Source organism: Microbacterium sp. 1.5R (assembly GCF_001889265.1).
Classification (GTDB): Bacteria; Actinomycetota; Actinomycetes; order Actinomycetales; family Microbacteriaceae; genus Microbacterium.
In genome coordinates, this window is record NZ_CP018151.1 from 3,294,333 (window position 1) to 3,318,562 (window position 24,230).

Genomic DNA, 24,230 nt, shown 5'->3' on the forward strand with positions numbered 1-24,230 from the left:
CGCAGCAGAACCGCCTCAGTCGAGGAAGATGTCGGGGAACAGCCGGTCGTCGGGAGTGCCGGGGACGGCGGCGTAATGCGAGAAGTCGGTCACGCCGTCGGCCTCGAGCACGTCCTCGACGATCAGGGTCTGACCCGTGTACTCGGCCGCGGGCTTGAGCAGCACCGCATAGGCGGCGTCGGCGTAGATGTCGGGCGTGCGGCTCGCCGCCATGACCTTGTCGCCGCCGAGCAGGTTCTGCACCGCGGCGGTGGCGATGGTGGTGCGCGGCCACAGGGTGTTGGCGGCGATGCCGTCGCGGGCGAACTCCGCGGCAAGGCCGAGCGTGACCATCGTCATGCCGAACTTCGCGAGCGTGTATCCGGTGTGCGCACCGAGCCACTTCGGCGTGGGGTTCAGGGGCGGCGACAGCGACAGGATGTGGGGGTTCTCGGCGTCCTTGAGGATCGGCACCGCCGCGCGCGAGAGCATGAACGTGCCGCGGACGTTCACGTCCTGCATCAGGTCATACTTCTTCGCGCCGAGGTCGAGCGAGCGCGAGAGGTCGATGACGCTGGCGTTGTTGATGACGATGTCGATGCCGCCGAACTCGCCCTGCGTCTTGAGCACGGCCTCGGTGATGTCGTCGTCGTCGCGCACGTCCCCGACGATCGGCAGCGCCTGACCGCCCGCCGCCCTGATCTGGTCGGCGGCCGTGTGCACCGTTCCCTCGAGCTTCGGATGCGGGGTGTCGGTCTTCGCCAGCATCGCGATGTTCGCGCCGTCAGCCGCGGCACGCAGTGCGATCGCGAGTCCGATGCCGCGGCTGCCGCCGGACATCAGGATGGTCTTGCCTGCCAGTGACATGGATTCTCCTTGGAGCGTCGGGGCTTCGGGACTTCGGGGTTCGGGCTTACTTCGGTGCCATGCGGATCGCGCCGTCGAGGCGGATCGTCTCGCCGTTGAGGTAGCCGTTCTCGACGATCTGCTGCACGAGAGAGGCGTACTCGTCGGGGCGTCCGAGACGCGAGGGGAACGGCACCTGCTGGCCCAGCGAGTCCTGCGCCGCCTGCGGCAGGCCCATCAGCATCGGGGTCTCCATGATGCCGGGAGCGATCGTGCAGACGCGGATGCCGTAACGAGCGAGCTCGCGAGCGACGGGAAGCGTCATGGCGTGCACGCCGCCCTTCGAGGCCGAGTATGCCGGCTGGCCGATCTGCCCGTCGAAAGCGGCCACGCTCGCGGTGTTCACGATGACGCCACGGTCGCCGGTGTCGGTCGCGTCGTTCTTCGCGATCACGGCGGAGGCCTGGGACAGGACATTGAAGGTGCCGACGAGGTTGATGCGGACGACGCGCTCGAAGTCGGCGAGCACGGCCGGGTTGCCCTCGCGGTCGAGCACCTTCGCCGGCGGGGCGATGCCGGCGCAGTTGACGACGATCCGCAGCGGAGCGGCGGCCTGCGCTGCGGCCACGGCGGCAGCGGCATCCTCGGCGCTCGTGACGTCTCCGCCCGAGAACACCCCGCCGAGGTCTCTGGCGATCTCGGCCCCGGCCGACGAGGGCAGGTCGAGGATGGTGACGACGGCGCCGGCGGCGGCGAGCGTTCGCGCGGTGGCGAGGCCCAGACCGGACGCACCGCCGGTGATGAGAGCACTCGAGCCCTGGATCTGCATGCGGTTCTCCTTCGAAACGTGTGCGACTCAGTGTCAGTTTAGCTGATTCCGAGTTTCAGGCGACACATCGCCAGAGGCCTCGCGACGGTGTCGACCCCGAGCCTACGCCGCGCACGTCGAAGGGGCGGGGCCATGACGGCCCCGCCCCTTCGGAATGACTCGCGAGATCAGACCTGGATCTGCGCGGCGATGCCCTTCAGCTTGTGGCGTGCGAGCGCGAGGTTCGCCGACGCACTGTTGAGCACGAGGTAGATGAAGAGCCCGCTCGCACCGGTCGTGTTGAGCACGTTGATCAGGTGATACTGCGAGCTCAGGGTGATGAGGATGTCGTCGATCTCATCCGTGATGCCGAGGTCGCGCATCGTCGCCAGCTTGGCGCGCACGACGTTCGAGTTGCCCGCGGCGGCGATCCCCAGGTCGAATGAGGGGTTGCCGCCCTGGGCGAGTGCCATTCCGCTGCCGTAGTCGACGATCGCGGCGCCGGTGGCGCCCTCGATGGCCAGCAGCTGCTGCAGGGCGTCGTCAAGTGAACTCATGTTGTACTGCTCCTCTATGGTGATGCGTGTGCGCTCGACGCCGGCGTCAGGTGCCTGTGCGGATGCCGGGGCGTCGCCGCTCCAGATCCACTCGACGAACTGGTCGAGATCCCGTTCGCCGGATTCCTGCGACGAGATCGCCGGAGCCTTCGGCAGCCCGACCGCGGTAGCGTGAGCGGCATCGGAATCGGCACCGGGTGCGACCTCGGAAGCCGCGGATGCGGACGAGGAGGCATCGGCATCGCTGCCCTGCCGCCGCCACCACTGTGACCGGGACGAAACGCGCACGAAGACCTCTGATGTGTCGAGTGGGATGGATGATGCGGCCGCCGACGGCGACCGCGACTGAGACTAACCGCGTCCCGCCGCCCGGAGTCGGAAAAATACACGCATACCGATATACGTTCGAACATGAGATGAGCGCCCCATGAGCATCCCCTCCACGACGACGGAGATCCCGCCGATCGTGCGGTCACTGGCCGCGGGCGCCACGCTCACGCCGGTATGGCTGAACGGCATCGGCGGGCTCACCTTTCGCACCGACGACGGGCGCTACATCAAGTGGGGCCCGCATGACGCCGAGGCGAACATGCGGGACGAAGCGGAGCGGATGCGGTGGGCGCGGCGTTGGATCGCGGTTCCCGAGGTGATCGATCAGGGTGAGGACGCCACGCACGAGTGGCTCGTCACGGCTGCGCTCCCGGGCCGCAGCGCTGTGGCCCCCCGATGGATCGACGACCCCGAGACCGCCGTTCGCGCGGTCGGAACCGCACTGCGCGCGATGCACGACTCGCTGCCCGTCGAGCAGTGCCCCTGGACCTGGAGCCCCGCATGGAGGATCGCGAACGCGGTCGAGCGCGGCGTCACGGTGCCGGCCGACCTGCACGAGCCGCCTCGGCTCGAGTACTACCGCCGACTCTGGAACGAGACCTGAGACTCGACTCAGTCGGTCGGCGAGGCGTCCTCGTGCACGGCCACTCGGATCTCCGAGATCCGGCGACGATCGACGGCCGTCACGCGGATCGTCGCACCGGGCACCTCGACCGAATCACCGACCACCGCGAGGCGGCCGAGCATCTCGGTGACGAAGCCCGCGACCGTGTCCGATGCGCCACGGGGAAGCGCGATCCCGGTGATCTCGGCGAAGTCCTGCAGGTTGAGGCGGCCGTCGAGTGCGCCGCCGGCGTCCGGCATCCGGTCTTCCGTGTCGTATTCGTCGAAGATCTCGCCCACGACCTCTTCGACGAGGTCCTCGAGCGTCACGATGCCGTCGGTGCCGCCGTACTCGTCGACCACGACGGCGATCTGGTGACCGGCCGCCCGCATGCGGGTCAGGGTGGGAAGCACGCCCGCGGTCGAGGGCACGTACTCGACGGGACGCATGAGTCCGAGCACCGCGCGCGTCGCGTCGTCGGCGGCGGCCTCGAAGAGGTCGCGCACGTGCACGAAGCCCACGATGTCGTCGAGCGAGGCGTCGATCACCGGGTACCGCGAGAACGGCAGCTCGCGCACGTCCGCGATGGCCTCGGCGAGCGTCGCGGCGCCGTCGAGCGCGACGACCTCGGGACGGGGCCGCATGACCTCGCTCACCTGACGTCCGCGCAGCGACAGCACGTCGTCGAGGATGCGTCGCTCGTCGTCGGGGAGGCTCTGATGCGTCGCGACGATGTCGCGCAGCTCCTCCTCGCTGAGCTCGTCCGCCGCCTTGTGCGGGTCGCCGCCCAGCAGACGCACGACCGCATTCGTCGACACCGACAGCAGCCAGATGACCGGCCTCATGACCACGGCGAAGCCGTCGAGCACCGGCGCGACGGCATACGCGAACTGGGCGTTGCGCTGGATGGCGAGCCGCTTGGGCACGAGCTCGCCGAGCACGAGCGACAGGTAGGCGATCACGAGCGTCAGCAGCACGGTCGAGAGGGTGAGAGCCAGCGGAGCGGCGACCCCGAGGTTCTCGAGCAGAGGCGCGACCGACGGGGCGATCGAGGTCGCACCGTAGGCGGCCGAGGCGAAGCCGGCGACCGTCACGCCGATCTGCACCGCCGAGAGGAAGGTGTTCGGGTTGCGAGCGAGGCTCGCGACCTTCTCGCCTCGTCTGCCACGAGCAGCGATCGCATTGATCTGACTCTCACGCAACGTGACGAGGGCCATCTCCGTCGCGGCGAACACGCCGCCGACGAGGACGAACACGAACACCAGAGCGATGTTCACCGCGAGGTCGCCCATCAGCGGGCCACCTCACGAGGTGCGGGGGTGCCCGAGGTCATTCGGGCGCCGGGTCTGTCGGGGTCTGCGGACGCGTCGGAGCGGCGCGACTGGTTCACGAGTGTTCCTTCTGGGTGTCGGTGGTGAGCGGTGCAGAGCTGGACGGATCAGGAGTGTCGAGCGCGTCGCGCTTGTCGTCGCGTCGCGTCTTCATGAGGCTCGCGACGGTGGCGACGGCGATCGTCGCGCCGATGAAGACGAGCGAGAACCAGATCGGGATCTCAGGCGCCCACAGCATCGGCTCTCCGCCGTTGATGAACGGAAGCTCGTTGACGTGCATCGCGTGCAGCACGAGCTTGACGCCGATGAACGCGAGGATGACCGCGAGGCCCTGCGCGAGGTACACGAGGCGCTGCAGCAGGCCGCCGATGAGGAAGTACAGCTGGCGCAGGCCCATGAGGGCGAAGGCGTTGGCCGTGAAGACGATGTAGGCCTCTTCGGTCAGACCGTAGATGGCGGGGATCGAGTCGACCGCGAAGATCAGGTCGACGAAGCCGATCGCGATGATCACGAGGAACATCGGCGTGAAGAATCGCTTGCCGTCGCGCTGCACGGTCAGGCGGTCGCCGTTGTACTCGTCGCTCACCGGCAGGATACGGCGCACGAAGCGCATGAATCGGCCGTTAGCCGGGTTGTGGTCGCCCTGTGCGAACGCCTGGCGGTAGGCCAGGAACAGCAGCAGCGCACCGAAGAGGTAGAAGATCCAGGAGAAGTTCTCGATCAGCGTGGCGCCGAGCGCGATGAATCCACCGCGCATGATGAGCGCGATGACGATGCCGATCATCAGCACCTTCTGCTGATAGATGCGCGGCACGGCGAAGCCGGTCATCACGATGAGGAACACGAAGAGGTTGTCGATCGACAGCGCCTTCTCGGTCAGGTACCCGGCGAAGTACTCACCGCCGTACGTCCAGCCCGACACGGTGCCGATGCCGACGCCGAACAGCAGGGCCAGACCGATGTAGAACGCCGACCAGCGGGCGGACTCGCCGATGGTGGGCTCATGGGGCTTTCGCACGTGGGCGAAGAACTCGTACACGAAGAAGGCGATCGTGACGGCGATCGTGATGATCCACACGAGGGGGGTGATGTTCAAGGAGGTCTCCAGAAGACGAGGCGTGACGAGGTCGACGCCAAGGTCTTCTCCATCCTCGAGAACGAGGACCGGGGACCCGGGATGCAGGGACATCCGTAATGACGAGCCGCCCGTGGTGGAGTACTCCCCTTGGGTTCACTCGATGCTAGCGAATACATCGGCATTCCAGCTATGAGAAAGCTGAGTGGATGCTTCCGGTTCCGGTGGTTCGGGCGGCGATGTCAGGTCGTGGGCTCGTCAGGCGGTCGGGCCGAGGATGAAGTTCCACGCACCCGTGAGCACCGCCGCCGCGATCGCCACCGCCGGGATCACCGCCGCGACGATGACCAGCGCCGTGTCGCGTCGGTCCCACCTCGACTCCCGCGCCCACGAACGCGGTGCCGCACCGCCGAAGCCGCGAGCCTCCATGGCCGTCGCCAGCGACGATCCACGACGGATCGCCAGCACGAACAGCGCGAACGCCATGCCGAGCGCACGACGGACCCGCCCCTCGTCGGCCACCCCGCGCGCACGCCGCGCGAGAGAGAGCGCCCGCCAGTCGTCGACGAGCAGGCCCAGCATCCGCATCCCCGCGAGCGCGCCGACGACGAATCGCGCCGGCAGCCTCACCCGCTGCGCCAGGTCGTCGGCGAGGTCGGTGGGGTCGACCGTGATGAAGAGCACCACCGCGGGGAGTCCGATCGCGAGCACGCGCACGGCGGTCGCCGCAGCGAGCGCGAGCGACCCGTCGCTGATGCGCACGACGAGCCACTCGACATGCACGGTGCCGCTGGTCGCGCCGTAGAGAGCGATCGTGACCGCACTGAGCGGCGCCGCGATCCACAGCACCGCGGTGCGGGTCCAGAACTCCTTCGCGCGCAGGCCTGCGAGCACGAGCAGAGGGATCTCGAGCAGCAGGGCGACGGATGCCGACACCACGTCGATCGTCAGCACGAGGGGGAGGGCGATGAGAAGCGCCGCGATGAGTTTCGCGAGGGCCGAGCGCGGGGCGATCGGACCGGATCGTTCGACGCGGGCGGTCAGCGGATCGATCATCGTCCCACCTCGATGCGCCGAGCGTGCAGAGCCTCGAGCACGGTCTCGTCATGACTGATCGCCACGATCGCCGTGCCCTCGTCGCGCAGACGTGCGATCAGGCCGACGAGTTCGGCCCAGGTCGTCGCATCCTGCCCGAAGGTGGGCTCGTCGAGCACCAGCATCCGGGGCCGCGTGGCGAGGGCGGCGGCGACCGTGAGCCGCCGCTTCTCTCCGCCCGACAGGGTGTAGGGATTGGCTGCGGCGAGCGAGGTGAGCCGCAGTCTTTCGAGCAGGTCGTCGACTCGGGAGGCGATCTCGGCGTCCGGCAGCTTCAGCGCCCGCGGTCCGACCGACAGCTCGTCGCGCACGGTCTTGGCGAGCAGCTGGTGCTCGGGCGTCTGCATGACCGACGCGATGCGCGTGAGCAGGGCGCGCGACGACCAGTGAATGGGATCCGGCTTCTCTCCGGCGGCGAGGGGCGGCAGAGCGGCGACCCGACCCTCTTCGGCCGGGATCAATCCCGCGAGCGTGAGCCCGAGCGTCGATTTGCCTGCGCCGTTCGCACCGGTGACCCCGAGCACCTCTCCGGCACGCACATCGACGTCGAACGGACCGGCGACGGCGAGCCCGCGCCTGCGAGACACAGTGAGACCGCGGGCCTCCAGCAGCGTCGCTCCCGGCCGCTGCGCCGGTGCGGGCGGGACGGCGGGCGGGTGCCCGGGAACCCAGACGCCGGATGCCGCGAGCTCCGCGCCCCGAGCGCCGAGGACCGCGTCCGGGCTGCCGTCGGCGAGCACGACCGTTCCATCCGGCTCGGCGCCGAGCACGATCACCCGGGTCACGAGCGGCAGCCAGATGTCGATGCGATGCTCGATGACCACGAGGGTCGCACTCGTCGCATCGAGGGCGGCGGCCACGGCATCCCGTACGTCCCGCACCCCCTCGGGGTCGAGGTTCGCCGTCGGTTCGTCGAGCAGGATGGCACCCGGTCGCATCGCGAGCACGCCGGCGAGGGCGAGGCGCTGCTTCTGACCGCCCGACAGCGCGGCCGTGGATCGATCGAGGGCGACGTCGAGCTCTACGGCGTCCAGCGCCGCGCGCACCCGCTGCCAGATCTCGTCTCGGGGTACGCCGAGGTTCTCGCAGCCGAAGGCGACGTCGTCGCCGACCCTCGCGAGGATCGTCTGCGTATCGGGATCCTGCAGGACCATCCCGACCCGACCCCGGGCGTCGGTGGGCGGCACACCGTCGACGAGCAGCGCACCGTGCGTCTCGCCCTCATCCGCACCGCCGAGCACTCCACCGAACCCCTGGAGCAGCGTCGACTTGCCCGAGCCGGAGGCGCCGAGCAGCAGCACCCGCTCCCCCGGCTCGATGCGCAGGTCGACGTCGCGCACCGCCCAGCGCCGTCGCGTCGCGTACCGCCACCCCCAGCCACGGGCTTCGAGGGTGGCGGGCGTCGTGAGCGAGCTCACACCCGTGCGGTGACCTCGCGGCCGGCGGCGAACCGGCTGAGGGCGCCCGTTGCGGCGAGTCCGCGTGCGATCAGCCACGCCCCGAGTCCGGCGATGACCGCACCCGAGATGGTGGTCGAGACGATGTAGACGCTCGTGAAGAGCGTGTCGGCGCCGGCGTACCAGAGGATGCGGTCGTTGATGCCGCAGGCGAGACCCGCACCGGCACCAGCCAGCATCGCGACAGGCAGCCGCCAGACGCCGTACAGGAAGATCAGGAACACCAGCTCTGCGCCGAGACCCTGTACGAGGCCCGAGACGATCGTGAGCGGGCCCCACGCGTTGCCGACGAGTGCTGAGATGATCGCGGCGACCAGCTCGGTGTACAGAGCGGCACCGGGCTTGCGGATGATCAGGCCGCCGAGCACTCCGGCGATCAGCCAGGGGCCGGCGAGCAGGCCCTGAACACCGGGGAGCAGCGGCGTCAGGATGCTGCTCGGCACCTCGTAGCCGACGTTCCAGAGCAGGAAGATCATCGCGCACGCGACGGCGATGACACTCGCCACGACGATGTCGACGACCCGCCAGCGCCAGAGCTGCGGTCGACCGAGGCCCGTCGACGACTGCGTGGCCGAAGCCGATCCCGTGGTGGATCCGGACGTGGATGTACTCATCTGTGACTCCTCCCTGCGCTGGCATGACCCAGATCAGGTTCGACGGTCGAAGCGCGATTCGCTCCCTCTCAGCCCGGCTCGCCGGACTCCCGTGGTTGTACCCACGATCTTACCCAGAGGCGACACCCCGCGCCCTCTCCCGATGCAGCGACACGGATCCCCGCACGAGTTCGGTACCGTGAGGAGGTGACCGCTCCCGATTCCGCCGAGGCCACCGCCTCCGCCGTTCCTGCGGATGACGACGTGTCTGCGATCTTCACTCCTGAGGCGACTCCCCCCGCGCAGTGGGCGGAGGAAGACAGCGGCGGCACTCCCCTGACGTGGGTCGACCCGGTCGACGTGGCCCAGCACCCGGCGACCGACGCGCTCGATGACGCGCCGGCCGTGGAGAGCGGCGGTGCGCTGCTGACCGGAGCGCACCTGCGCCCGGCGATCGCCCGGCCCGGCGTGCTGGTGCCGCTCGGCGTCCTCGTCGGCTTGCTCGGCACCTACGCCGGATCGGCCATGCTGTGGCCGTTGCACGAGGTCGCGCCGACGGTTCAGGCCGTCGAACTCGCCCCCGTCGCGGCGCCCGCTGCCGCGATCACCTTCCCTGCCCAGGGAAGCGCTGCCGTGGGGATCGGCGGCATCGGCACGACGTCGTCGTCGCTCGACGCTGCGGCGATCGCAAGCGTCACCAAGGTCGTCTCGAGCTTGATGGTGCTCGAGCGGATGCCCCTCGCCGTGGGCGAGCAGGGCCCCGAGTTCTCGTTCACGCGGGCCGACAACCTGGCCTACTGGGACTACCGCCGCTCCGACCAGTCCGCGCTCGACGTGCCCGTGGGGGGCACTCTCACCGAGTTCCAGCTCCTCCAGGGAACGCTGCTCGGATCGGCCAACAACTACATCGACCGGCTCTCCGCGGAGATCTGGGGTTCCCCGTCGTCGTTCACCGCCGCAGCAGCTGTGTGGCTGCGCGACCGTGGTCTCGACGACATCACGATCATCACTCCGTCGGGCTTCGACGACCGCAACCGGGCCACACCCGAGTCGCTCGTCGCGTTGGCCGAGATCGCGATGCAGAACCCCGTCTTCGCCGGCATCGTCGGAACTCCGTCGGTCGATCTTCCGGGTGCGGGCACGGTGGTGAACACGAACGGGATGCTGGCGGACCCCGGCGTCGTCGGCGTCAAGACCGGCACGCTCGGCGACAGCTGGAACCTGTTGACCGCGAAGGTCGTCACCGTCGACGACACGACTGTGCATCTGTACGCGTCGGTTCTCGGTCAGGCCGACGACGCGCAGCGCCTCACGGAGACCCGTTCGCTGTTCACGCAGGTCGAGACGGCGCTGGAGCAGCAGACTCCCGCCGTCGCCGAGGGCACGGTCGTCGGCACCGTCACCACGGCGTGGGGCGCGAGCACCGATGTCGTCACGGATGCGGATGCCGATGTGGTTCTGTGGAACGGCGCCGTCGCCGAGGCCTCGACGGACTTCTCACTCGGCGACAACCGCGAAGCGGGCGACGAGGTCGGCACGATGACGAGCGTCGGGCCGTTGAACACGGTGACGACGTCGCTGTCGCTCGCCGACGATGTCGATGGCCCGAGCCCGTGGTGGCGGCTGACCCACCCCCTCGAACTCCTCGGCATCACGGCCGACCAGCGCTGACGCGTCGTCCCTCCAGCGAAAGCCCGATGGATGCAGAACGCCTCGCCGCCCGGGATTCGGGAGGCGAGGCGTTCTGTCACTTCAGGGGCTCTGTCGCTTCAGGCGCTCTGGCGCTTCAGGCGCTCTGTCGCTTCAGGCGCGTGAGGAGCCTCCGGCATCCGGCCGTTCGACCACTGCCTGCGCGGCCGCTGCCTCGGCGGCGGGAGTCTGCGCCCCCACCGAGACCCCGACCTGTGCCGACGCAGCCGCGTCTTCGGCGTCGCCGCTCATGACGACCGGAGTCGAGCCGGTGAGCGCGTCCTCTGCGTCGATGTCGGTCGCCGCCTGTTCGAACTGCGACTGGTAGAGGCGCCAGTAGGCGCCCTGCGCGGCGATGAGCTCGTCGTGCGTGCCCTTCTCGACGATGTCTCCGTGCTCCATCACGAGGATGAGGTCGGCATCGCGGATGGTCGACAGGCGGTGCGCGATCACAAACGACGTGCGTCCCTGTCGAAGCGCCGCCATCGCGTGCTGCAGCAGCAGCTCGGTGCGGGTGTCGACCGCCGACGTGGCCTCATCGAGGATCAGGATCGACGGCTGGGCCACGAACGCTCGCGCGATCGTGATCAGCTGTCGCTCGCCCGCCGAGACGTTCGACGCGTCTTCGTCGAGCACGGTGTCGTAGCCCTCGGGGAGGGCATGCACGAAGCGATCCACATAGGTCGCCTTCGCCGCTTCGAGAACCTCGTCGTCGGTCGCGGTCGAGCGTCCGTACCGGATGTTCTCGCGGATGCTCCCGGCGAACAGCCACGGGTCCTGCAGGACCATGCCGGTGCGAGAGCGCAGCTGGTCACGCGTGACCTCGGAGATGTCCTGACCGTCGAGCAGGATGCGCCCGCCGTTCAGTTCGTAGAACCGCATGATGAGGTTGACGAGAGTGGTCTTGCCCGCTCCCGTCGGGCCGACGATCGCGACCGTCTGACCGGGCTCGACCCGGAACGAGAGGTCGGTGATCAGCGGACGGTCGGGAGTGTACGAGAACGCGACGTTCTCGAACTCCACGACGCCCTTGCCGTCGGCGAGCTTCGGAGCATCCGCGTCGTCCGCTTCCTGCTCTTCGGTGTCGAGGAGCTCGAACACCCGCTCGGCCGATGCCGTGCCGGACTGCACGACGGCCGCCATTCCACCGAGCTCGGACAGCGGCTGCGTGAACTGCTGCGAGTACTGGATGAACGCCTGCACGTCTCCGAGACGCAGCTGCCCGTTGGCGACCATGAGACCGCCGAGCACCGCGATGCCCACGTAGGTGAGGCTGCCGACGAAGGTCATCGCCGGCATGATGATGCCGGAGAGGAACTGCGCCTTGAAGCTGGCCTGGAACAGCTCCTCGTTCTCGCCCTGGAACTTCTCCAGCGCGTCCTGCTCGCGACCGAAGACCTTGACCAGCGCGTGACCGGAGAAGGCCTCTTCGACGCGAGCGTTCAGACGCCCGACCTTGCGCCACTGGGTGCTGAACGCCTTCTGCGAGCGAGGACCGATGACGCCGAAGATCACACCCATGAGCGGGAGCGCCACGAGCGCGACGAGAGCGAGCTGCCAGGAGATCGAGAACATCAGGACCAGCACGCCCACGACCGTGAGTACGGCCGTGATCGCGCCGGACAGCGACTGCTGCATGGTCTGGGTGATGTTGTCGATGTCGTTGGTCACGCGCGAGATCAGATCACCGCGCTGCACCTTGTCGAAGTACGACAGGGGCAGACGGTTGATCTTCGCCTCGACCTGCTCGCGCAGACGCCACATGGTGCGGACCATGATGACGTTGATGACGTAACCCTGGATCCAACTGAGGAAGGCGGCGGTGACATAGATCGCCAGCACGGCGATGATGATCCACCGCAGCGCGTCGAAGTCGACACCGTCACCGACACGGAAGGCGCCGAGGGCCTCGACCTGGTTGGCGAAGTCGTCCTGCCCTCCCTGGCGGAGTGCCGCGACGACATCCTCCTGCGGAGTGCCGGCGGGGAACCCGGGGAAGTCCCCGTTCGCCTGCGCGAGCTGCACGGAGATGAAGCCCTTGTAGATGAGGTTCGTGGCCTCACCGAGCACCTTCGGCGCCGCGACCGTGAGCACGACGCCGACGGCGCCGGCGATCGACACCAGGATGAACCAGACGGCCGACGGCTTGAGCAGCCCGATCATCCGGCTGAAGCTCTTGCCGAAGTTGTCGGCCTTTCCGGGAGCGACGCTGTCCCAGCCGCCGCCGTCCTGGCGCGCCTTCTCGGCGAGCTCGGCCTCGTACTTCTCTTCGTCTGTCAGCTCCGGCTCGACCGCAGTGGTCGTGTCCGCCGCCTTGGCCGCGCGACCGCGGCGGGTCCGGGGAGCGTCCTGCTCGCTCATGCGTCCACCCCCAGCTGCGATTCGACGATCTCTCGGTAGGTCGTGCTGGTCTCGAGAAGCTCCTCGTGCGTGCCGACGCCGACCATGGTGCCCCCTTCGAGGACGACGATGCGGTCCGCATCGGTGATGGATGAGACGCGCTGTGCGACCACGATCTTGGTCACGTGCGGCAGTTCACGCCACAGCGCCTGCCTCAGTCGGGCGTCGGTGGTGAGGTCGAGCGCGGAGAACGAGTCGTCGAAGACCAGGATCTGCGGCTGACGGACGATCGCGCGGGCGATCGCCAGGCGCTGACGCTGACCGCCCGAGACGTTGGTGCCGCCCTGGGTGATCCTCGAGTCGAGCCCCTGGGGCATCTCCTCGACGAAGTCGCGTCCCTGAGCGATCTCCAGCGCATGCCAGAGCTCTTCGTCGGTCGCGTCCTCGCGGCCGTACCGGAGGTTCGAGGCCACCGTTCCGGTGAAGAGGAACGGACGCTGCGGAACGAGGCCGATGGTCGCCCACAGCGACTCGACGTCGGCATCGCGCACATCGGCGCCGCCGACGAAGACGGCTCCGCCGGAGACGTCGAAGAGTCGTGGGATCAACGACACGAGGGTCGTCTTGCCGGCACCGGTCGATCCGACGATCGCCACCGTCTCGCCGGGCTCGGCCGCGAAGCTGATGCCCTTGAGAACGGGAGAGTCGGCGCCCGGGTAGGTGAACTCGACGCCGTCGAAGGCGACCGAACCGGGTGTCGGGAAGTCGGTCACGCCGTCGGCCGGCCGCACCATGCTCGACTGCGTCTCGAGCACCTCGCCGATGCGCTCGGCCGACACTGCCGCGCGCGGGATCATGATCGCCATGAAGCTGGCCATGATGACGCCGCCCATGATCTGGCCGATGTACTGCATGAAGGCGAAGATCGTGCCGACCTGCACCGTGCCACTGTTGACCTCGATGCCGCCGAACCACACGACCGCCACGATCGTGACGTTGAGGATGAGCATGAACAGCGGGAACAGCAGGACGAACAGCGAGCCGACCTTGCGGCCGACCACCATGATGTCGGTGTTGGCACCGCGGAAGCGCTCTTCTTCGATGCCCTCTCGGACGAAGGCACGGACCACGCGCACGCCGGTGAGCTGCTCGCGCAGCACGCGGTTCACGGTGTCGAGCTTTCCCTGATAGCTGCGGAACAGCGGAACCATGCGGCTGACGACGAGACCGGCGACGATCAGCAGCAGCGGGACGGACACGGCGATGAGCCAGCTCAGGCCGATGTTCGTCTGCACGGCGAAGATGATGCCGCCGATCGCGAGCAGCGGCGCGGTGACGAGCATCGTCGCGCCCATCATCGCGAGCATCTGCACCTGCTGCACGTCGTTCGTGTTGCGCGTGATGAGCGAGCCGGCGCCGAACTGCGACACCTCTCGCTCGGAGAATCCGCTGACCTTGGCGAAGACGTCGGCACGGATGTCGCGCCCCGCACCCATCGACGCGCGAGCCGCGAAGTAGGTCGCGATGACCGACGCGATGATCTGGCCGAGCGAGACGGCGAGCATGAAGAGCCCGGTGCGCCAGATGTAGGCGGTGTCGGACTGGGCCACGCCCTTGTTGATGATGTCTTCGTTCAGGCGCGGGAGGTAGAGGGTGGCCAGAGCGCTGGCGAATTGGAACACCAGCACGGCGACGAGCAGCCACTTATAGCGGGCGAGATAACGGAGGAGGATTTTTCCCAGCACAGGCGGACTTTCTAGGAAGGATGAATCGGCGGATCTCCCGACGGGCGGACGCAGGCCGACGATCGCGCACATGCAAGGGTGGCACGAACTCCGGACATTCGTATCCCCCTGTGGGCGGACCTTCGCTCACAGCGAACCATTTCGGGCGCGGCCAGCGGTTTATGCACCGCGGCGAACAACCGCGGATATATCGAAATGCTCTAGAAGAGGGGGTCTTCGGGCGTGAAGTGTCGAGCGTCGCCGCCGGGGTCTGCAGACAGTTCGGAGATCGTCGCCGGGTTCCACTTCGGATTGCGGTCCTTGTCGATCAGCTGCGCCCGGATCCCCTCCACGAGGTCGGGATGCCGCAGGACGAACCACATGACGCGGCGGTACTCACCCTCCAGGGCGGCACGCAGGTTCGGCAGCGCACGTGCTTCCCGCACGGCGTCGAGCGTGACGGCCAGCCCGGTGGGCGCCAGGCTCTCGAGCAGATCCGCGGTCGCCGCGGCATCCGGGGCCTCGTCCGCGCGCAGCCGCGACACGATCTCCGCGACCGTGTCGGCGGAGAACGCGTGGTCGATCCATCCCCGAGAGGCCGGAAGCGTCGACGGATCGGGAGTCTCGTCGAACAGCAGCACGATCTCGGCCGGTCCTGTCGGATCGGCACGATACGCGAGCGCCTCGCGCAGCGCGTCGAGGCGATCGGAGGGCACGAAATGGTCGGCGAAGCCGAGCAGCACGGCGTCCGCTCCGTTCATCGACGCCCCCGTGAGCCCGAAGTACTCGCCGAACCGCCCAGGGGCGCGTGACAGCAGCCACGTGCCGCCCACGTCGGGCGTGAAGCCGATCCGCGTCTCCGGCATCGCGAGCTTCGATCGCTCGGTCACGATGCGGATGGCCGCGTGGCCCGACAGTCCGACGCCTCCGCCCATCGTGATGCCGTCGGCGACGGTGACCACGGGCTTCGAGTACTCGGCGATCATCGCGTTCAGCGCGTACTCTGCGCGGAAGAACTCCGCCGTCTCATCGGATCGCCCCTCCACGATCTGCGCGTGCAGTCCCCGCACATCGCCGCCGGCGCACATGCCTCGGTCGCCTTCGCCGTCGATCAGCACGATCTGCACATCGGTGTCGTACCGCCACCGCTCCAGCGTGCGCGTGATCTCCTGCACCATGCCGAAGTCGAGCGCGTTGATCGCTTCCGGTCGGTTCAGGGTCAGCCTGCCGAGGGCTCCCTCGGTACGGACGAGGACCCGGGAAGCGGCGCTGGATTCGGTCACGATTGCCAGGCTACCCGGTGGATTGAGCCTTGCATCCGGCCGTGTCTGTACGGTAAATGCACGATCCGGCGGCTTTTCCGGCAGGATAGACAGAACTGCCCACTGCAACGAGAGGTCGCAGATGCCCGACGGACAGGTGCTCGAGTTCACGCACGTCACGAAGCGGTTCAACGACGTGACGGCGGTGTCCGACTTCTCCGCGCGGGTCGAGCCCGGCGTCGTGACCGCTTTCCTCGGCCCGAACGGCGCCGGAAAGACCACCACGCTGCGCATCCTCCTCGGTCAGGTGCGCGCCACGAGCGGCACCGCCACGATCGGCGGAGTCGCACATCCTGAACTGCGTCACCCGCTGCGCACCATCGGCTCCGTCCTCGAGGAGACCGCCTACCGCCCGCGGCGTTCGGCAGCCCGCCAGCTGACCATCGCGGCCAAGGCCAACGGCATCCCGCTCTCGCGTGTCGACGAGGTCCTCTCTCTGGTCGGGCTCGAGCGCGAAGCGGAAGGACGCATCGGCAGCTTCTCGCTCGGGATGCGGCAGCGGCTGAGCGTCGCGCACGCGCTGCTGGGCGACCCTGGCGCGCTCGTCTTCGACGAGCCGGCGAACGGGCTCGACCCCGAGGGCATCCGGTGGATCCGACTCCTCCTGCGCCGCCTCGCCGATGAGGGCCGCACGGTTCTCGTCTCCTCACACGTGCTGAGCGAGATCGAGCAGGTCGCAGACCACGTGCTCGTGCTCTCGAAGGGCCAGCTGGTCCTCTCGAGCGGCATCGAGAAGCTGGCCGACCCATCCGCCGGATCCGTGGTCGTCGACGCCGAAGATCGCGCGGCCTTGAAGGCGGCGCTCTCGGCCGCCGGCCTCGAGGTCGAGGTGCTCCGCTCGGGTCTCACGGTCCGCGGCAGCAATGCCGGCGCCGTCGGCGCCATCGCCGCATCGGCCGGCATCGCTCTGGCGACCCTGGTGCAGCGCGGCCCGACGCTCGAAGACGTCTTCATCGAGCTCGTGCGCGGCGGGAGACTCGCCCCGCAGGCCATCACGGCTGCACCGGTCATCGAGTCGGAGACGCCGGTCGCGGAGGCGACAGCGCCGCTCGCGGCGGTCCCTGCTGCGTCCGACGCTCAGGACGTGTCCGGTCCGAGTGCCCCCGATTCTGCTGCGTCCGACGCCGTTGCGTCCGATGCCGACGCGTCCGAAGCCGACTCGTCCGAAGCCGACTCGTCCGATTCCGACTCGTCCGATTCCGACGCCGAACGCGCGGAGGCCGATGCGGCCGACGTCGAGGCTGACGCCGCCGCGGATGCAGCGGATGCGGCTCGCGACATCGAGTACGCCGCGGCGGAGCTCGGCTACGCAGCGGACGCCTCGGATGCGAACGACGCCGAGGATGCGGCTGATGTCGCCTCCGATGCCGCGCATGCGGGCGGTGACGAGGTCTCCGGCGACGACGACTCGACGGGGGAATCGACCGAGCACGAGACCCCGGCCGAGGATCACCCTCAGCCCTCCTTCGACGACATCCTCTTCGGCACGACCCCTGTCGATGCTCCCACCGATCCCGATGTGCCCTCGGCGGCCGAGAGCGGCGCGGAGGAGCACTCCGGCGTCGAGTTCTTCGGCGAGGCGCACGACTCCGAAGACGCGTCGGAGTCGTCGGATGACGTCGCCGCGCCGTCTGACGATGACCCCCGATCCGCGGCCGTCACCTCGATGCTCGCTGCAGCAGCGCGCGCGTACTACGAGGACGAGCCGAAGGACTATCCGCTCGGAGACGCCGACCCATCAGCCGACGCGCAGGCGACGACGGATGCTGAAGGCGAGCACCACGAGGGCGAGCACCACGACGGCGATCACCACGACGGTGAGCACCACGACGGTGAGCACCACGAGCACCACGAGCACCACGAGCACCACGAAGGTGAGCACCACGAGCACCACGAAGGTGAGCACCACGAAGGCGAGCACGACCGCTCCTGAGGTCGCTCCCCCATTGCGAACGCCCTCCGCGCCATAAGGCTGCGGAGGGCGTTTCCCGTTCCGTGACGGTCAGGCGGGACGCGGGCGGATCACCGGTCGGCGGCTGCCCTTCGAGACCGGCGTGGGTGACGTCGCCACGATCTCCTCGACGTCCGCCGGCTCATCCGACACATCGAGTCGGAGCGCTTGGGTCAGGGCGAGGCCGTGCCTCGTCGTGAGGATCAGACGCCGGTACTGCGCATCCCCGGAGAGATCGATGACCACGCTGGGACGACGTTTGCGGATGAGGACGAAGTCGACGCTGCCTGCGGCCTTCCACGTGCCTGCGGCGAGCACTCCGGGGATGTGCGTCCCCGGGTTCGGCACGCCACGCAACCAGGTCCACGCATCATCGATGAGCTGGACCTTGGTGATGGTGTCGCGCACGAGCCGCACGTTGTCCCGGTGGAAGCTCGCCGCACGCTCGATCGGCGAGAGCACGATCTCGAGTTGCGTCTGGTCCAGCAGCAACGTCACCATGCGTCCAGTCTGCCAGCGGCACCCTTCCAGATGTCTGTGTCTTGTTCACAGGAAGGCAACGATCCGTTGTCGGTTCCCACGATTCCACCCCTTTTCCATTCCGGTGTTCCGCTCGACTTTCGAACAAATCTACTAGATTCGGGACATGACATTCGCCACCGACCCCGGCCTCGAGCAGCGTGCAGAGCTTCTCGACTCCTGGGTCGAGAAGCGGCGGCAGATTGTCCGGCTGAAGGACGAACAGCCGGTCGCATCGCTCAGGGCAGCATCGAGTATGCCTTCACGGGTGCGGCATTCCTCGAGCGGGGCCACCCGCGCGTCCTGGAGGCCTTCCGCGAGGGAGCCGTCACGGCGGACGGCGGCTGGGGTCAGCTCCGCTCAGGCAGTCGCGGCGGCATCAGCTGCGGCGCGCGCAGCCACGGGCAGAGCTGCCTCGATGCGCTGCAGCTCTTCCTCACCGTGAGCGGCGGTGAGGAACCACGCCTCGAACACGCTCGGAGGGAGCGCCACGCCCTGCTCGCGCATCGCATGGAAGAACGGGGCGTACCGGAACGACTGCTGCGCCTGAGCCTCGGTGTAGTCGCGAGGTGCAGATCCGCGGAAGGAGGCGCTGAAGAGGTTGCCGGCATGGGCGACGGCGTGGGTCGCACCGGCCTCCGTGAGCGCCTCATCCAGGGCGCGGGAGACTCGCGCTGCGGCCGCGTCGACGGTCGCGTACACCTCCGGCGTGGCGAGGCGCAGCGTCGCGAGACCCGCGGCGACCGACAGCGGGTTACCCGACAGCGTGCCCGCCTGGTAGACGGGTCCCAGAGGAGCGAGAAGGTCCATGATCTCCGCACGACCTCCGAGCGCAGCCAGCGGCATCCCTCCGCCGACGACCTTGCCGAAGGTGATGATGTCGGGCAGATAGTCCTCGCCGGCGGCCGCCTGGAGCCCCCAGAAGCCCGCCGGGTGCACGCGGAAGCCCGTCAGCACCTCGTCGAGGATCAGCAGGGCGCCATGCGCGTGAGCGGTCTCGGCGAGCAGGCGGTTGAACCCCGGCAGCGGCGGAACGACACCCATGTTCGCCGCTGCGGCCTCGACGATCACCGCTGCGATGCGCGGGCCGTGCTCGGCGAACACAGCTGCGAGAGCGTCGGGATCGTTGTAGTCGATCACCAGCGTCTGAGCCGCGATAGGCGCAGGCACACCTGCGGAACCCGGAAGCGCGAGCGTCGCGACACCGGAGCCCGCCGCAGCGAGCAGACCGTCGGAGTGCCCGTGATAGTGCCCGGCGAACTTCACCAGCAGGTCGCGTCCGGTGGCGCCGCGGGCGAGCCGGATCGCCGTCATCGTCGCTTCGGTTCCGGTCGACACGAGCCGCACCCGCTCCACCGGCCGAACCTCCCCGAACCGCACGCGGTCGGCGATCAACTGAGCGAGCTCGACTTCGCCCTCCGTGGGAGCGCCGAACGAAAGGCCTCGGGTGGCCGCTTCCTGCACGGCGGCGACGACCTCCGGGTGCGCGTGGCCGAGCAACGCCGGCCCCCAGGATGCCACGAGGTCGACGTAGCGGTTGCCTGCGGCATCCGTGACCGTCGCGCCGCTCGCCGAGGCGAGGAAGCGCGGCGTGCCGCCGACCGAGCCGTACGCGCGCACCGGCGAGTTCACCCCTCCGGGGATCACCGTGCGGGCAGCGGAGAACAGGTCGTCATTGCGGTCGGTCACAGCACACTCCTCAACGATGCGCGGACCTCTCCCGGCATCCCATCCAGGCTAATGCGCCGACCTGAGGGCGGGACTCAGATCGACGGGGCTCTCAGCGAAGGCGTGCGCGACTCAGCCGCGCAGCCAGCGGGCGGCCTCGGTCGCCCAGTAGGTCAGGACGACGTCAGCACCCGCACGGCGGATCGAGAGCAGCGACTCGAGGACCGATGCACGACGATCGATCCAGCCGTTCGCAGCGGCCGCCTCGATCATCGCGTACTCACCGGAGACCTGATATGCCCACACAGGAATGTGGACGGTGTCGCGCACCTCCCGCAGCACATCGAGGAACGCCATCGCCGGCTTCACCATGACGATGTCGGCGCCTTCCTCCTCGTCGACGACGGCCTCGCGCACACCCTCGCGACGATTGCCCGGGTCGAGCTGATAGGTACGACGGTCGCCCGTGAGCTGCGAGTCGACGGCTTCACGGAACGGGCCGTAGAACGCGCTCGCGTACTTGGCGGCATACGCGAGCAGCAGCACGTCGGTGTAGCCGTCCGAGTCGAGCGCCTCGCGGATGACCGCGACCTGGCCGTCCATCATCCCCGACAGACCGAGCAGCTGCGAGCCGGCGCGCGCCTGCGAGAGCGCCATGGAGGCGTACCGCTCGAGGGTCGCATCGTTGTCGACCGACCCGTCAGCTGCGAGAACGCCGCAGTGACCGTGATCGGTGAACTCGTCGAGGCAGAGATCCGTCTGCACCACGAGTGCATCGCCCACCTCGGCGGCCAGCGCCTCGGTCGCGACATTGAGGATCCCCTGGGGGTCGTCGGCGCCCGAGCCCTGAGCGTCGCGCACGGCGGGCACGCCGAACAGCATCACACCGCCGACACCCGCCTCGGCAGCCTCGGTCGCGGCGGCCCGCAGAGAGTCGAGCGAATGCTGCGCTACCCCCGGCATCGATCCGATGGGCGCGGCCGCGGTGAGTCCCTCGCGAACGAACAGTGGAAGCACCAGCTGACGGGGCTCGATCGAGGTCTCGCGCACCAGTCCACGGACTGCAGCAGACTGGCGGAGGCGGCGCAGTCGTACGTCGGGGAAGCTCACGGTGCCAACTCGTCCGCCGCGTGCGGGAGGGTGTAGCTCGACACCGCGTCGATCAGCGCGTCCACAGTCTGACGGTCGGCGACGACGGTGATCGGCAGACCTGCCCGATCGGCATCCTTCGCGGTGCGCGGACCGATGGCCGCCAGCAGCGTGTCGTCCGGGATCAGCGGGAACTGCTCGCGCACCTGTTCGGCGACCGAACCGCTCGTGATCAGGATCGCGTTGATCCGTCCGTTCTCGACATCACGCTTGATGCGCTCCGTGACCGGGACGCCGACCGTGCGATATGCCACAACGCTGTCGACATCGTGACCGGCCTCCTGCAGGAGGACGCTGAGCACGGGCTTCGCGATCTCGCTGCGCAGCGCCAGGATGCGACGAGGCTCGGTCTCGAGGGCGATGAGCTGCTCGGCCATGCCCGCTGCCGAATTGTCTTCGTCCGGCACCATCGCGACTTCGTAGCCGACCGCCTGCAGGGCGGCGGCGGTCGTCTCGCCGACGGCCGCGATCTTCGTGCGGCGCGGGACGATCGCGCGGTGCGCGAACATCACGTCGACGGTCGTCGCACTCGTCACCGTCAGCCAGTCGTACTCTCCATCCGCGAGCCGGGTGAGAGCGACGTCGAGGGCTGCCTGGTCGGTGGTGGCGGCGAAATTGATCAGCGGTGCCACGACGGGCACCGCGCCACGGGAGCGCAGACTGGCGGCGACACCGTCGCCCCACGGCCCTCCGCGGGGTACGAGGATGCGCCAGCCGTCCAGCGGTCGGTCCTGCTTCGAATTGGTCATGATGAGGAATGCTCTCGGGAGACGAGGTCGGCCGCCCCTTGCTCGAGCAGCCGATGGGCGACAGACAACCCGATCTCGCGTGCTGCGTGCATCGGGTCTGCACCACCGGCAGCATCCGCTCCATTGCCGCTGCCGTTCCGACGAATATACTCCCCGTTCACGGCTTCGGTGACGTCGAGGCCGATACGGCGCCCACCGTCGGTGGCGTAGACGACTGTCCTGATGCGGATCTCGTCGCCCTCGACGACCGCATGTGCGGCCATCGGCGCCTGGCATCCGGCATCCAGCCCCTCGAGAACGGCACGCTCGACGGTCACCGCCAGACGCGTGTCGAAGTCGTCGAGCTCGGCGAGCGCGGCGAGCAGCTCTGCGGGGGCATCCGTGCGCGTCTCCACGGCGAGCGATCCCTGCCCCGGCGCTGTCGGCCATTCGGAGAGGCCCAGCTCTTCGCGGCGCAGCGGGGAGTCCGTGCCGAGGCGCGACAGACCGGCCGCAGCCAGGATCACCGCATCCAGTTCGCCGGACGCTACTCGCTGCAGACGAGAATCGACGTTGCCGCGGATGTCCACGACCTCCGCGTGCGGAGCCCTCCGGTGCACCTGCGCGATGCGCCGGGGGGATCCCGTGCCCACCTTGCTGCCGGAACGGAGCTGGTGCAGCGGTGTGCCGCCGCGAGTGATCGCGACGTCGCGCGCGTCCTCACGCACCGGGGTCGCTGCGATGACGAGACCGTCGGGGATCGCGGTGGGAAGGTCTTTGAGCGAATGCACGAGGAAGTCGCACTCGCCGGCGAGCAGTGCCTCTCGCAGACGCGTCGCGAAGATGCCCTGACCGCCGATCTCCGACAGCGACGCACGATTCGTGTCGCCCTCGCTGGTGATCGGCACGAGCTCGACGGGGCGCCCCGAGATCTTCTCGAGCGCGGCGGCGACGTGCCCCGACTGCGCCTGAGCGAGCGCGCTGCGGCGGGTGCCCAATCGAATCGGGGAGGGGGTCTGACTCTGAGTGTTCATCGTCGACCTACTGCAGCACGTCCGCGATCTCGTCGAACCGGAGGCGTCGACCCGTGTAGAACGGGACCTCCTCCTTCACGTACAGGCGCGCGTCGGTGTAGCGCAGGTCGCGCATGAGATCGACCAGCTCGGTGACCTCGTCGGCTTCGAGCGGCAGGATCCATTCGTAGTCGCCCAGGGCGAATGCGGCGACTGTGTTCGCGATGACCCCGGTGAATGCCGCTCCCTTGCGTCCGTGATCGGCGAGCATCTTCCGGCGCTCCTCTTCGGGCGCGAGATACCACTCCGGCGTGCGGACGAACGGGTACAGGCACAGCCAGTCCTTCGGCTCCACGCCGCGAAGGAATCCCGGGACGTGAGCCCGGTTGAACTCGGCATCGCGGTGCACGCCCATGACGTTCCAGACCGGCAGCAGGGTACGCAGCAACTCGGTGCGGCGGAGGCGGCGGAGAGCCTTCTGCAGGTCTTCGGCCGTGTCGCCGTGCAGCCACACGAGCAGATCGGCGTCCGCCTTCAGGCCCGAGACGTCGTAGAAGCCACGGACCGTGACGCCGGAGTCCTCGATGTACGAGACGATCGTCTCGAGCTCCGTGGAGTCGGACTCGGTGACCGCCACATCGGGGTTTCGTCGCCAGACTGCCCAGAGGGTGAAGCCGGACGGGTTCTCTTCGCGCGCATCGGACATGGATCCAGTCTGCCCCCTTTGTGAAGCACTCGCGAACGCGAGTCAGGATGCGAGGATTTCGGCCTGCGGTCAGCGTGAGAGCGCGCGGGCGATCGCCCAGACGGCACCGCCGACGATCACCGCGACGCCCACGGCTCCCGCGATCGCGGCAGCGGGGTTGCGGTCGGCGAAGACCCGCGCCTTCGCCGCGGCGCGCTTGGACGCTGTGTCGATGCGCCGGGGGAAGTTGCCCTTGACCTCGATCGCCGCGAGAGCGGCCTTCAGCTCCGCCCGAGCCGACTGGACCGGGTCGACGATGCCCGCCGGAACCGCCGTCTTGGGCAGAGGCCTCGTGATCTCAGAGTTCGTCATTGCCGGCTTCCTTCACGAGTCTGATGTCTTCGCCCACCGCTTGCGCGGGGTTCTTACGAGCGAGCACCTTGCGGAACTTCAGGATGCCGAGCAGTGCGAACAGCAGCACGGCGAGGATCAGGATGCCGAGCACCGCAAGGGCGGACAGCCAGACCGGCCACCACGACGACAGCCCGGCGATCGCGAACACCAGGATCACCGGCACGGCCCAGAACAGGAAGAAGAGAGCGACGAGGAACCAGACGGAGCCGATCCCCGCGTCCTTCGCCGTCTTCGAGATCCAGGTCTTGGCCGCGTTGATCTCGGCTTTGACGAGGCTGCTGATGAGCTCGGGAAGATCGCCGATCAGGGACAGCAGGCTGTCCTCGGCGCGATCGCGGTATCCGCGGGGCATG

Annotated in this window: 22 protein-coding genes and 1 riboswitch; of the genes, 3 read left to right on the plus strand and 19 right to left on the minus strand. The window is 68.6% G+C overall.

Translation table 11 applies throughout. The features are described 5' to 3' along the window. Positions 1-15: 15 nt before the first annotated feature. The 3 genes from BMW26_RS15745 to BMW26_RS17960 form a co-directional block, all read right to left on the minus strand. The gene (locus tag BMW26_RS15745; protein WP_053097980.1) at positions 16-846 is read right to left on the minus strand and encodes an SDR family oxidoreductase; all 831 of its coding nucleotides are present in this window, start codon (positions 844-846) and stop codon (positions 16-18) included. A gap of 46 nt (positions 847-892) precedes the next feature. After that, the gene (locus tag BMW26_RS15750; protein WP_072591999.1) at positions 893-1,654 is read right to left on the minus strand and encodes an SDR family NAD(P)-dependent oxidoreductase; all 762 of its coding nucleotides are present in this window, start codon (positions 1,652-1,654) and stop codon (positions 893-895) included. Positions 1,655-1,821: 167 nt separating this feature from the next. After that, positions 1,822-2,478, minus strand: a complete 657-nt coding sequence (locus BMW26_RS17960) for a hypothetical protein (RefSeq protein ID WP_232224487.1) — start codon at positions 2,476-2,478, stop codon at positions 1,822-1,824. A gap of 139 nt (positions 2,479-2,617) precedes the next feature. On the opposite strand from BMW26_RS17960, the gene BMW26_RS15760 reads away from it, so the two are divergent. Continuing rightward, complete coding sequence (locus BMW26_RS15760) at positions 2,618-3,124, plus strand: phosphotransferase (protein WP_083569398.1); 507 nt, start codon at positions 2,618-2,620, stop codon at positions 3,122-3,124. 8 nt (positions 3,125-3,132) lie between these two features. On the opposite strand, the gene BMW26_RS15765 is transcribed toward BMW26_RS15760, so the two are convergent. The 5 genes from BMW26_RS15765 to BMW26_RS17965 form a co-directional block, all read right to left on the minus strand. Further along, positions 3,133-4,416 carry a hemolysin family protein gene (locus BMW26_RS15765; protein WP_056280479.1) on the minus strand — a complete coding sequence of 428 codons (1,284 nt, stop codon included), beginning with the start codon at positions 4,414-4,416 and terminating at the stop codon, positions 3,133-3,135. A gap of 94 nt (positions 4,417-4,510) precedes the next feature. After that, on the minus strand, positions 4,511-5,551 hold the full coding sequence (locus tag BMW26_RS15770) for a TerC family protein (RefSeq protein ID WP_053099269.1): 1,041 nt from the start codon (positions 5,549-5,551) through the stop codon (positions 4,511-4,513). A 237-nt stretch (positions 5,552-5,788) separates the two neighbouring features. Beyond that, positions 5,789-6,586, minus strand: coding sequence for an energy-coupling factor transporter transmembrane component T family protein (locus BMW26_RS15775; RefSeq protein ID WP_072592000.1), 798 nt, complete (start codon positions 6,584-6,586; stop codon positions 5,789-5,791). Next, positions 6,583-8,043 carry an ABC transporter ATP-binding protein gene (locus BMW26_RS17810; protein WP_232224488.1) on the minus strand — a complete coding sequence of 487 codons (1,461 nt, stop codon included), beginning with the start codon at positions 8,041-8,043 and terminating at the stop codon, positions 6,583-6,585. Before BMW26_RS17810 ends, BMW26_RS15775 begins: the two co-directional genes overlap by 4 nt. Beyond that, positions 8,040-8,696 carry an ECF transporter S component gene (locus tag BMW26_RS17965; RefSeq protein WP_053097984.1) on the minus strand — a complete coding sequence of 219 codons (657 nt, stop codon included), beginning with the start codon at positions 8,694-8,696 and terminating at the stop codon, positions 8,040-8,042. Before BMW26_RS17965 ends, BMW26_RS17810 begins: the two co-directional genes overlap by 4 nt. Continuing rightward, positions 8,690-8,799, minus strand: a riboswitch (TPP riboswitch). Its footprint overlaps the gene before it by 7 nt. Before the next feature lie 83 nt (positions 8,800-8,882). Here BMW26_RS17965 and BMW26_RS15790 point away from each other — a divergent pair. After that, positions 8,883-10,346: a D-alanyl-D-alanine carboxypeptidase family protein gene (locus BMW26_RS15790; protein WP_083569399.1), complete on the plus strand. Its 1,464-nt coding sequence runs from the start codon at positions 8,883-8,885 to the stop codon at positions 10,344-10,346. A gap of 132 nt (positions 10,347-10,478) precedes the next feature. On the opposite strand, the gene BMW26_RS15795 is transcribed toward BMW26_RS15790, so the two are convergent. From BMW26_RS15795 to BMW26_RS15805, 3 genes are all read right to left on the minus strand, one after another. Further along, positions 10,479-12,725 carry an ABC transporter ATP-binding protein gene (locus BMW26_RS15795; RefSeq protein WP_072592001.1) on the minus strand — a complete coding sequence of 749 codons (2,247 nt, stop codon included), beginning with the start codon at positions 12,723-12,725 and terminating at the stop codon, positions 10,479-10,481. Next, complete coding sequence (locus tag BMW26_RS15800; protein ID WP_056280467.1) at positions 12,722-14,449, minus strand: ABC transporter ATP-binding protein; 1,728 nt, start codon at positions 14,447-14,449, stop codon at positions 12,722-12,724. Before BMW26_RS15800 ends, BMW26_RS15795 begins: the two co-directional genes overlap by 4 nt. Before the next feature lie 200 nt (positions 14,450-14,649). Continuing rightward, entirely contained in the window at positions 14,650-15,711 is a 1,062-nt protein-coding gene (locus BMW26_RS15805; protein ID WP_072592002.1) for an enoyl-CoA hydratase/isomerase family protein, read from the minus strand. A 121-nt stretch (positions 15,712-15,832) separates the two neighbouring features. Between BMW26_RS15805 and BMW26_RS17815 the strand changes: the two genes are divergently transcribed. Next, on the plus strand, positions 15,833-17,683 hold the full coding sequence (locus BMW26_RS17815) for an ATP-binding cassette domain-containing protein (RefSeq protein ID WP_072592003.1): 1,851 nt from the start codon (positions 15,833-15,835) through the stop codon (positions 17,681-17,683). A 69-nt stretch (positions 17,684-17,752) separates the two neighbouring features. On the opposite strand, the gene BMW26_RS15815 is transcribed toward BMW26_RS17815, so the two are convergent. From BMW26_RS15815 to BMW26_RS15850, 8 genes are all read right to left on the minus strand, one after another. Then, on the minus strand, positions 17,753-18,202 hold the full coding sequence (locus BMW26_RS15815; protein ID WP_053097989.1) for a hypothetical protein: 450 nt from the start codon (positions 18,200-18,202) through the stop codon (positions 17,753-17,755). A gap of 378 nt (positions 18,203-18,580) precedes the next feature. Beyond that, positions 18,581-19,909: a glutamate-1-semialdehyde 2,1-aminomutase gene (gene hemL, locus BMW26_RS15820; protein ID WP_072592004.1), complete on the minus strand. Its 1,329-nt coding sequence runs from the start codon at positions 19,907-19,909 to the stop codon at positions 18,581-18,583. 111 nt (positions 19,910-20,020) lie between these two features. Next, positions 20,021-20,998: a porphobilinogen synthase gene (gene hemB / locus BMW26_RS15825; protein ID WP_072592005.1), complete on the minus strand. Its 978-nt coding sequence runs from the start codon at positions 20,996-20,998 to the stop codon at positions 20,021-20,023. Next, entirely contained in the window at positions 20,995-21,786 is a 792-nt protein-coding gene (locus tag BMW26_RS15830) for a uroporphyrinogen-III synthase (protein WP_053097992.1), read from the minus strand. The genes hemB and BMW26_RS15830 overlap by 4 nt, the downstream gene beginning before the upstream one ends. After that, positions 21,783-22,799, minus strand: a complete 1,017-nt coding sequence (hemC, locus tag BMW26_RS15835) for a hydroxymethylbilane synthase (RefSeq protein WP_053097993.1) — start codon at positions 22,797-22,799, stop codon at positions 21,783-21,785. The genes BMW26_RS15830 and hemC overlap by 4 nt, the downstream gene beginning before the upstream one ends. A gap of 7 nt (positions 22,800-22,806) precedes the next feature. Continuing rightward, a complete protein-coding gene (hemQ, locus tag BMW26_RS15840; protein ID WP_053097994.1) occupies positions 22,807-23,484 on the minus strand; it encodes a hydrogen peroxide-dependent heme synthase in 678 nt (225 codons plus the stop codon). A 69-nt stretch (positions 23,485-23,553) separates the two neighbouring features. Then, positions 23,554-23,835, minus strand: coding sequence for a hypothetical protein (locus BMW26_RS15845; protein ID WP_072592006.1), 282 nt, complete (start codon positions 23,833-23,835; stop codon positions 23,554-23,556). Beyond that, positions 23,822-24,229 carry a phage holin family protein gene (locus tag BMW26_RS15850; RefSeq protein ID WP_053097996.1) on the minus strand — a complete coding sequence of 136 codons (408 nt, stop codon included), beginning with the start codon at positions 24,227-24,229 and terminating at the stop codon, positions 23,822-23,824. Before BMW26_RS15850 ends, BMW26_RS15845 begins: the two co-directional genes overlap by 14 nt. Position 24,230: the final 1 nt, after the last annotated feature.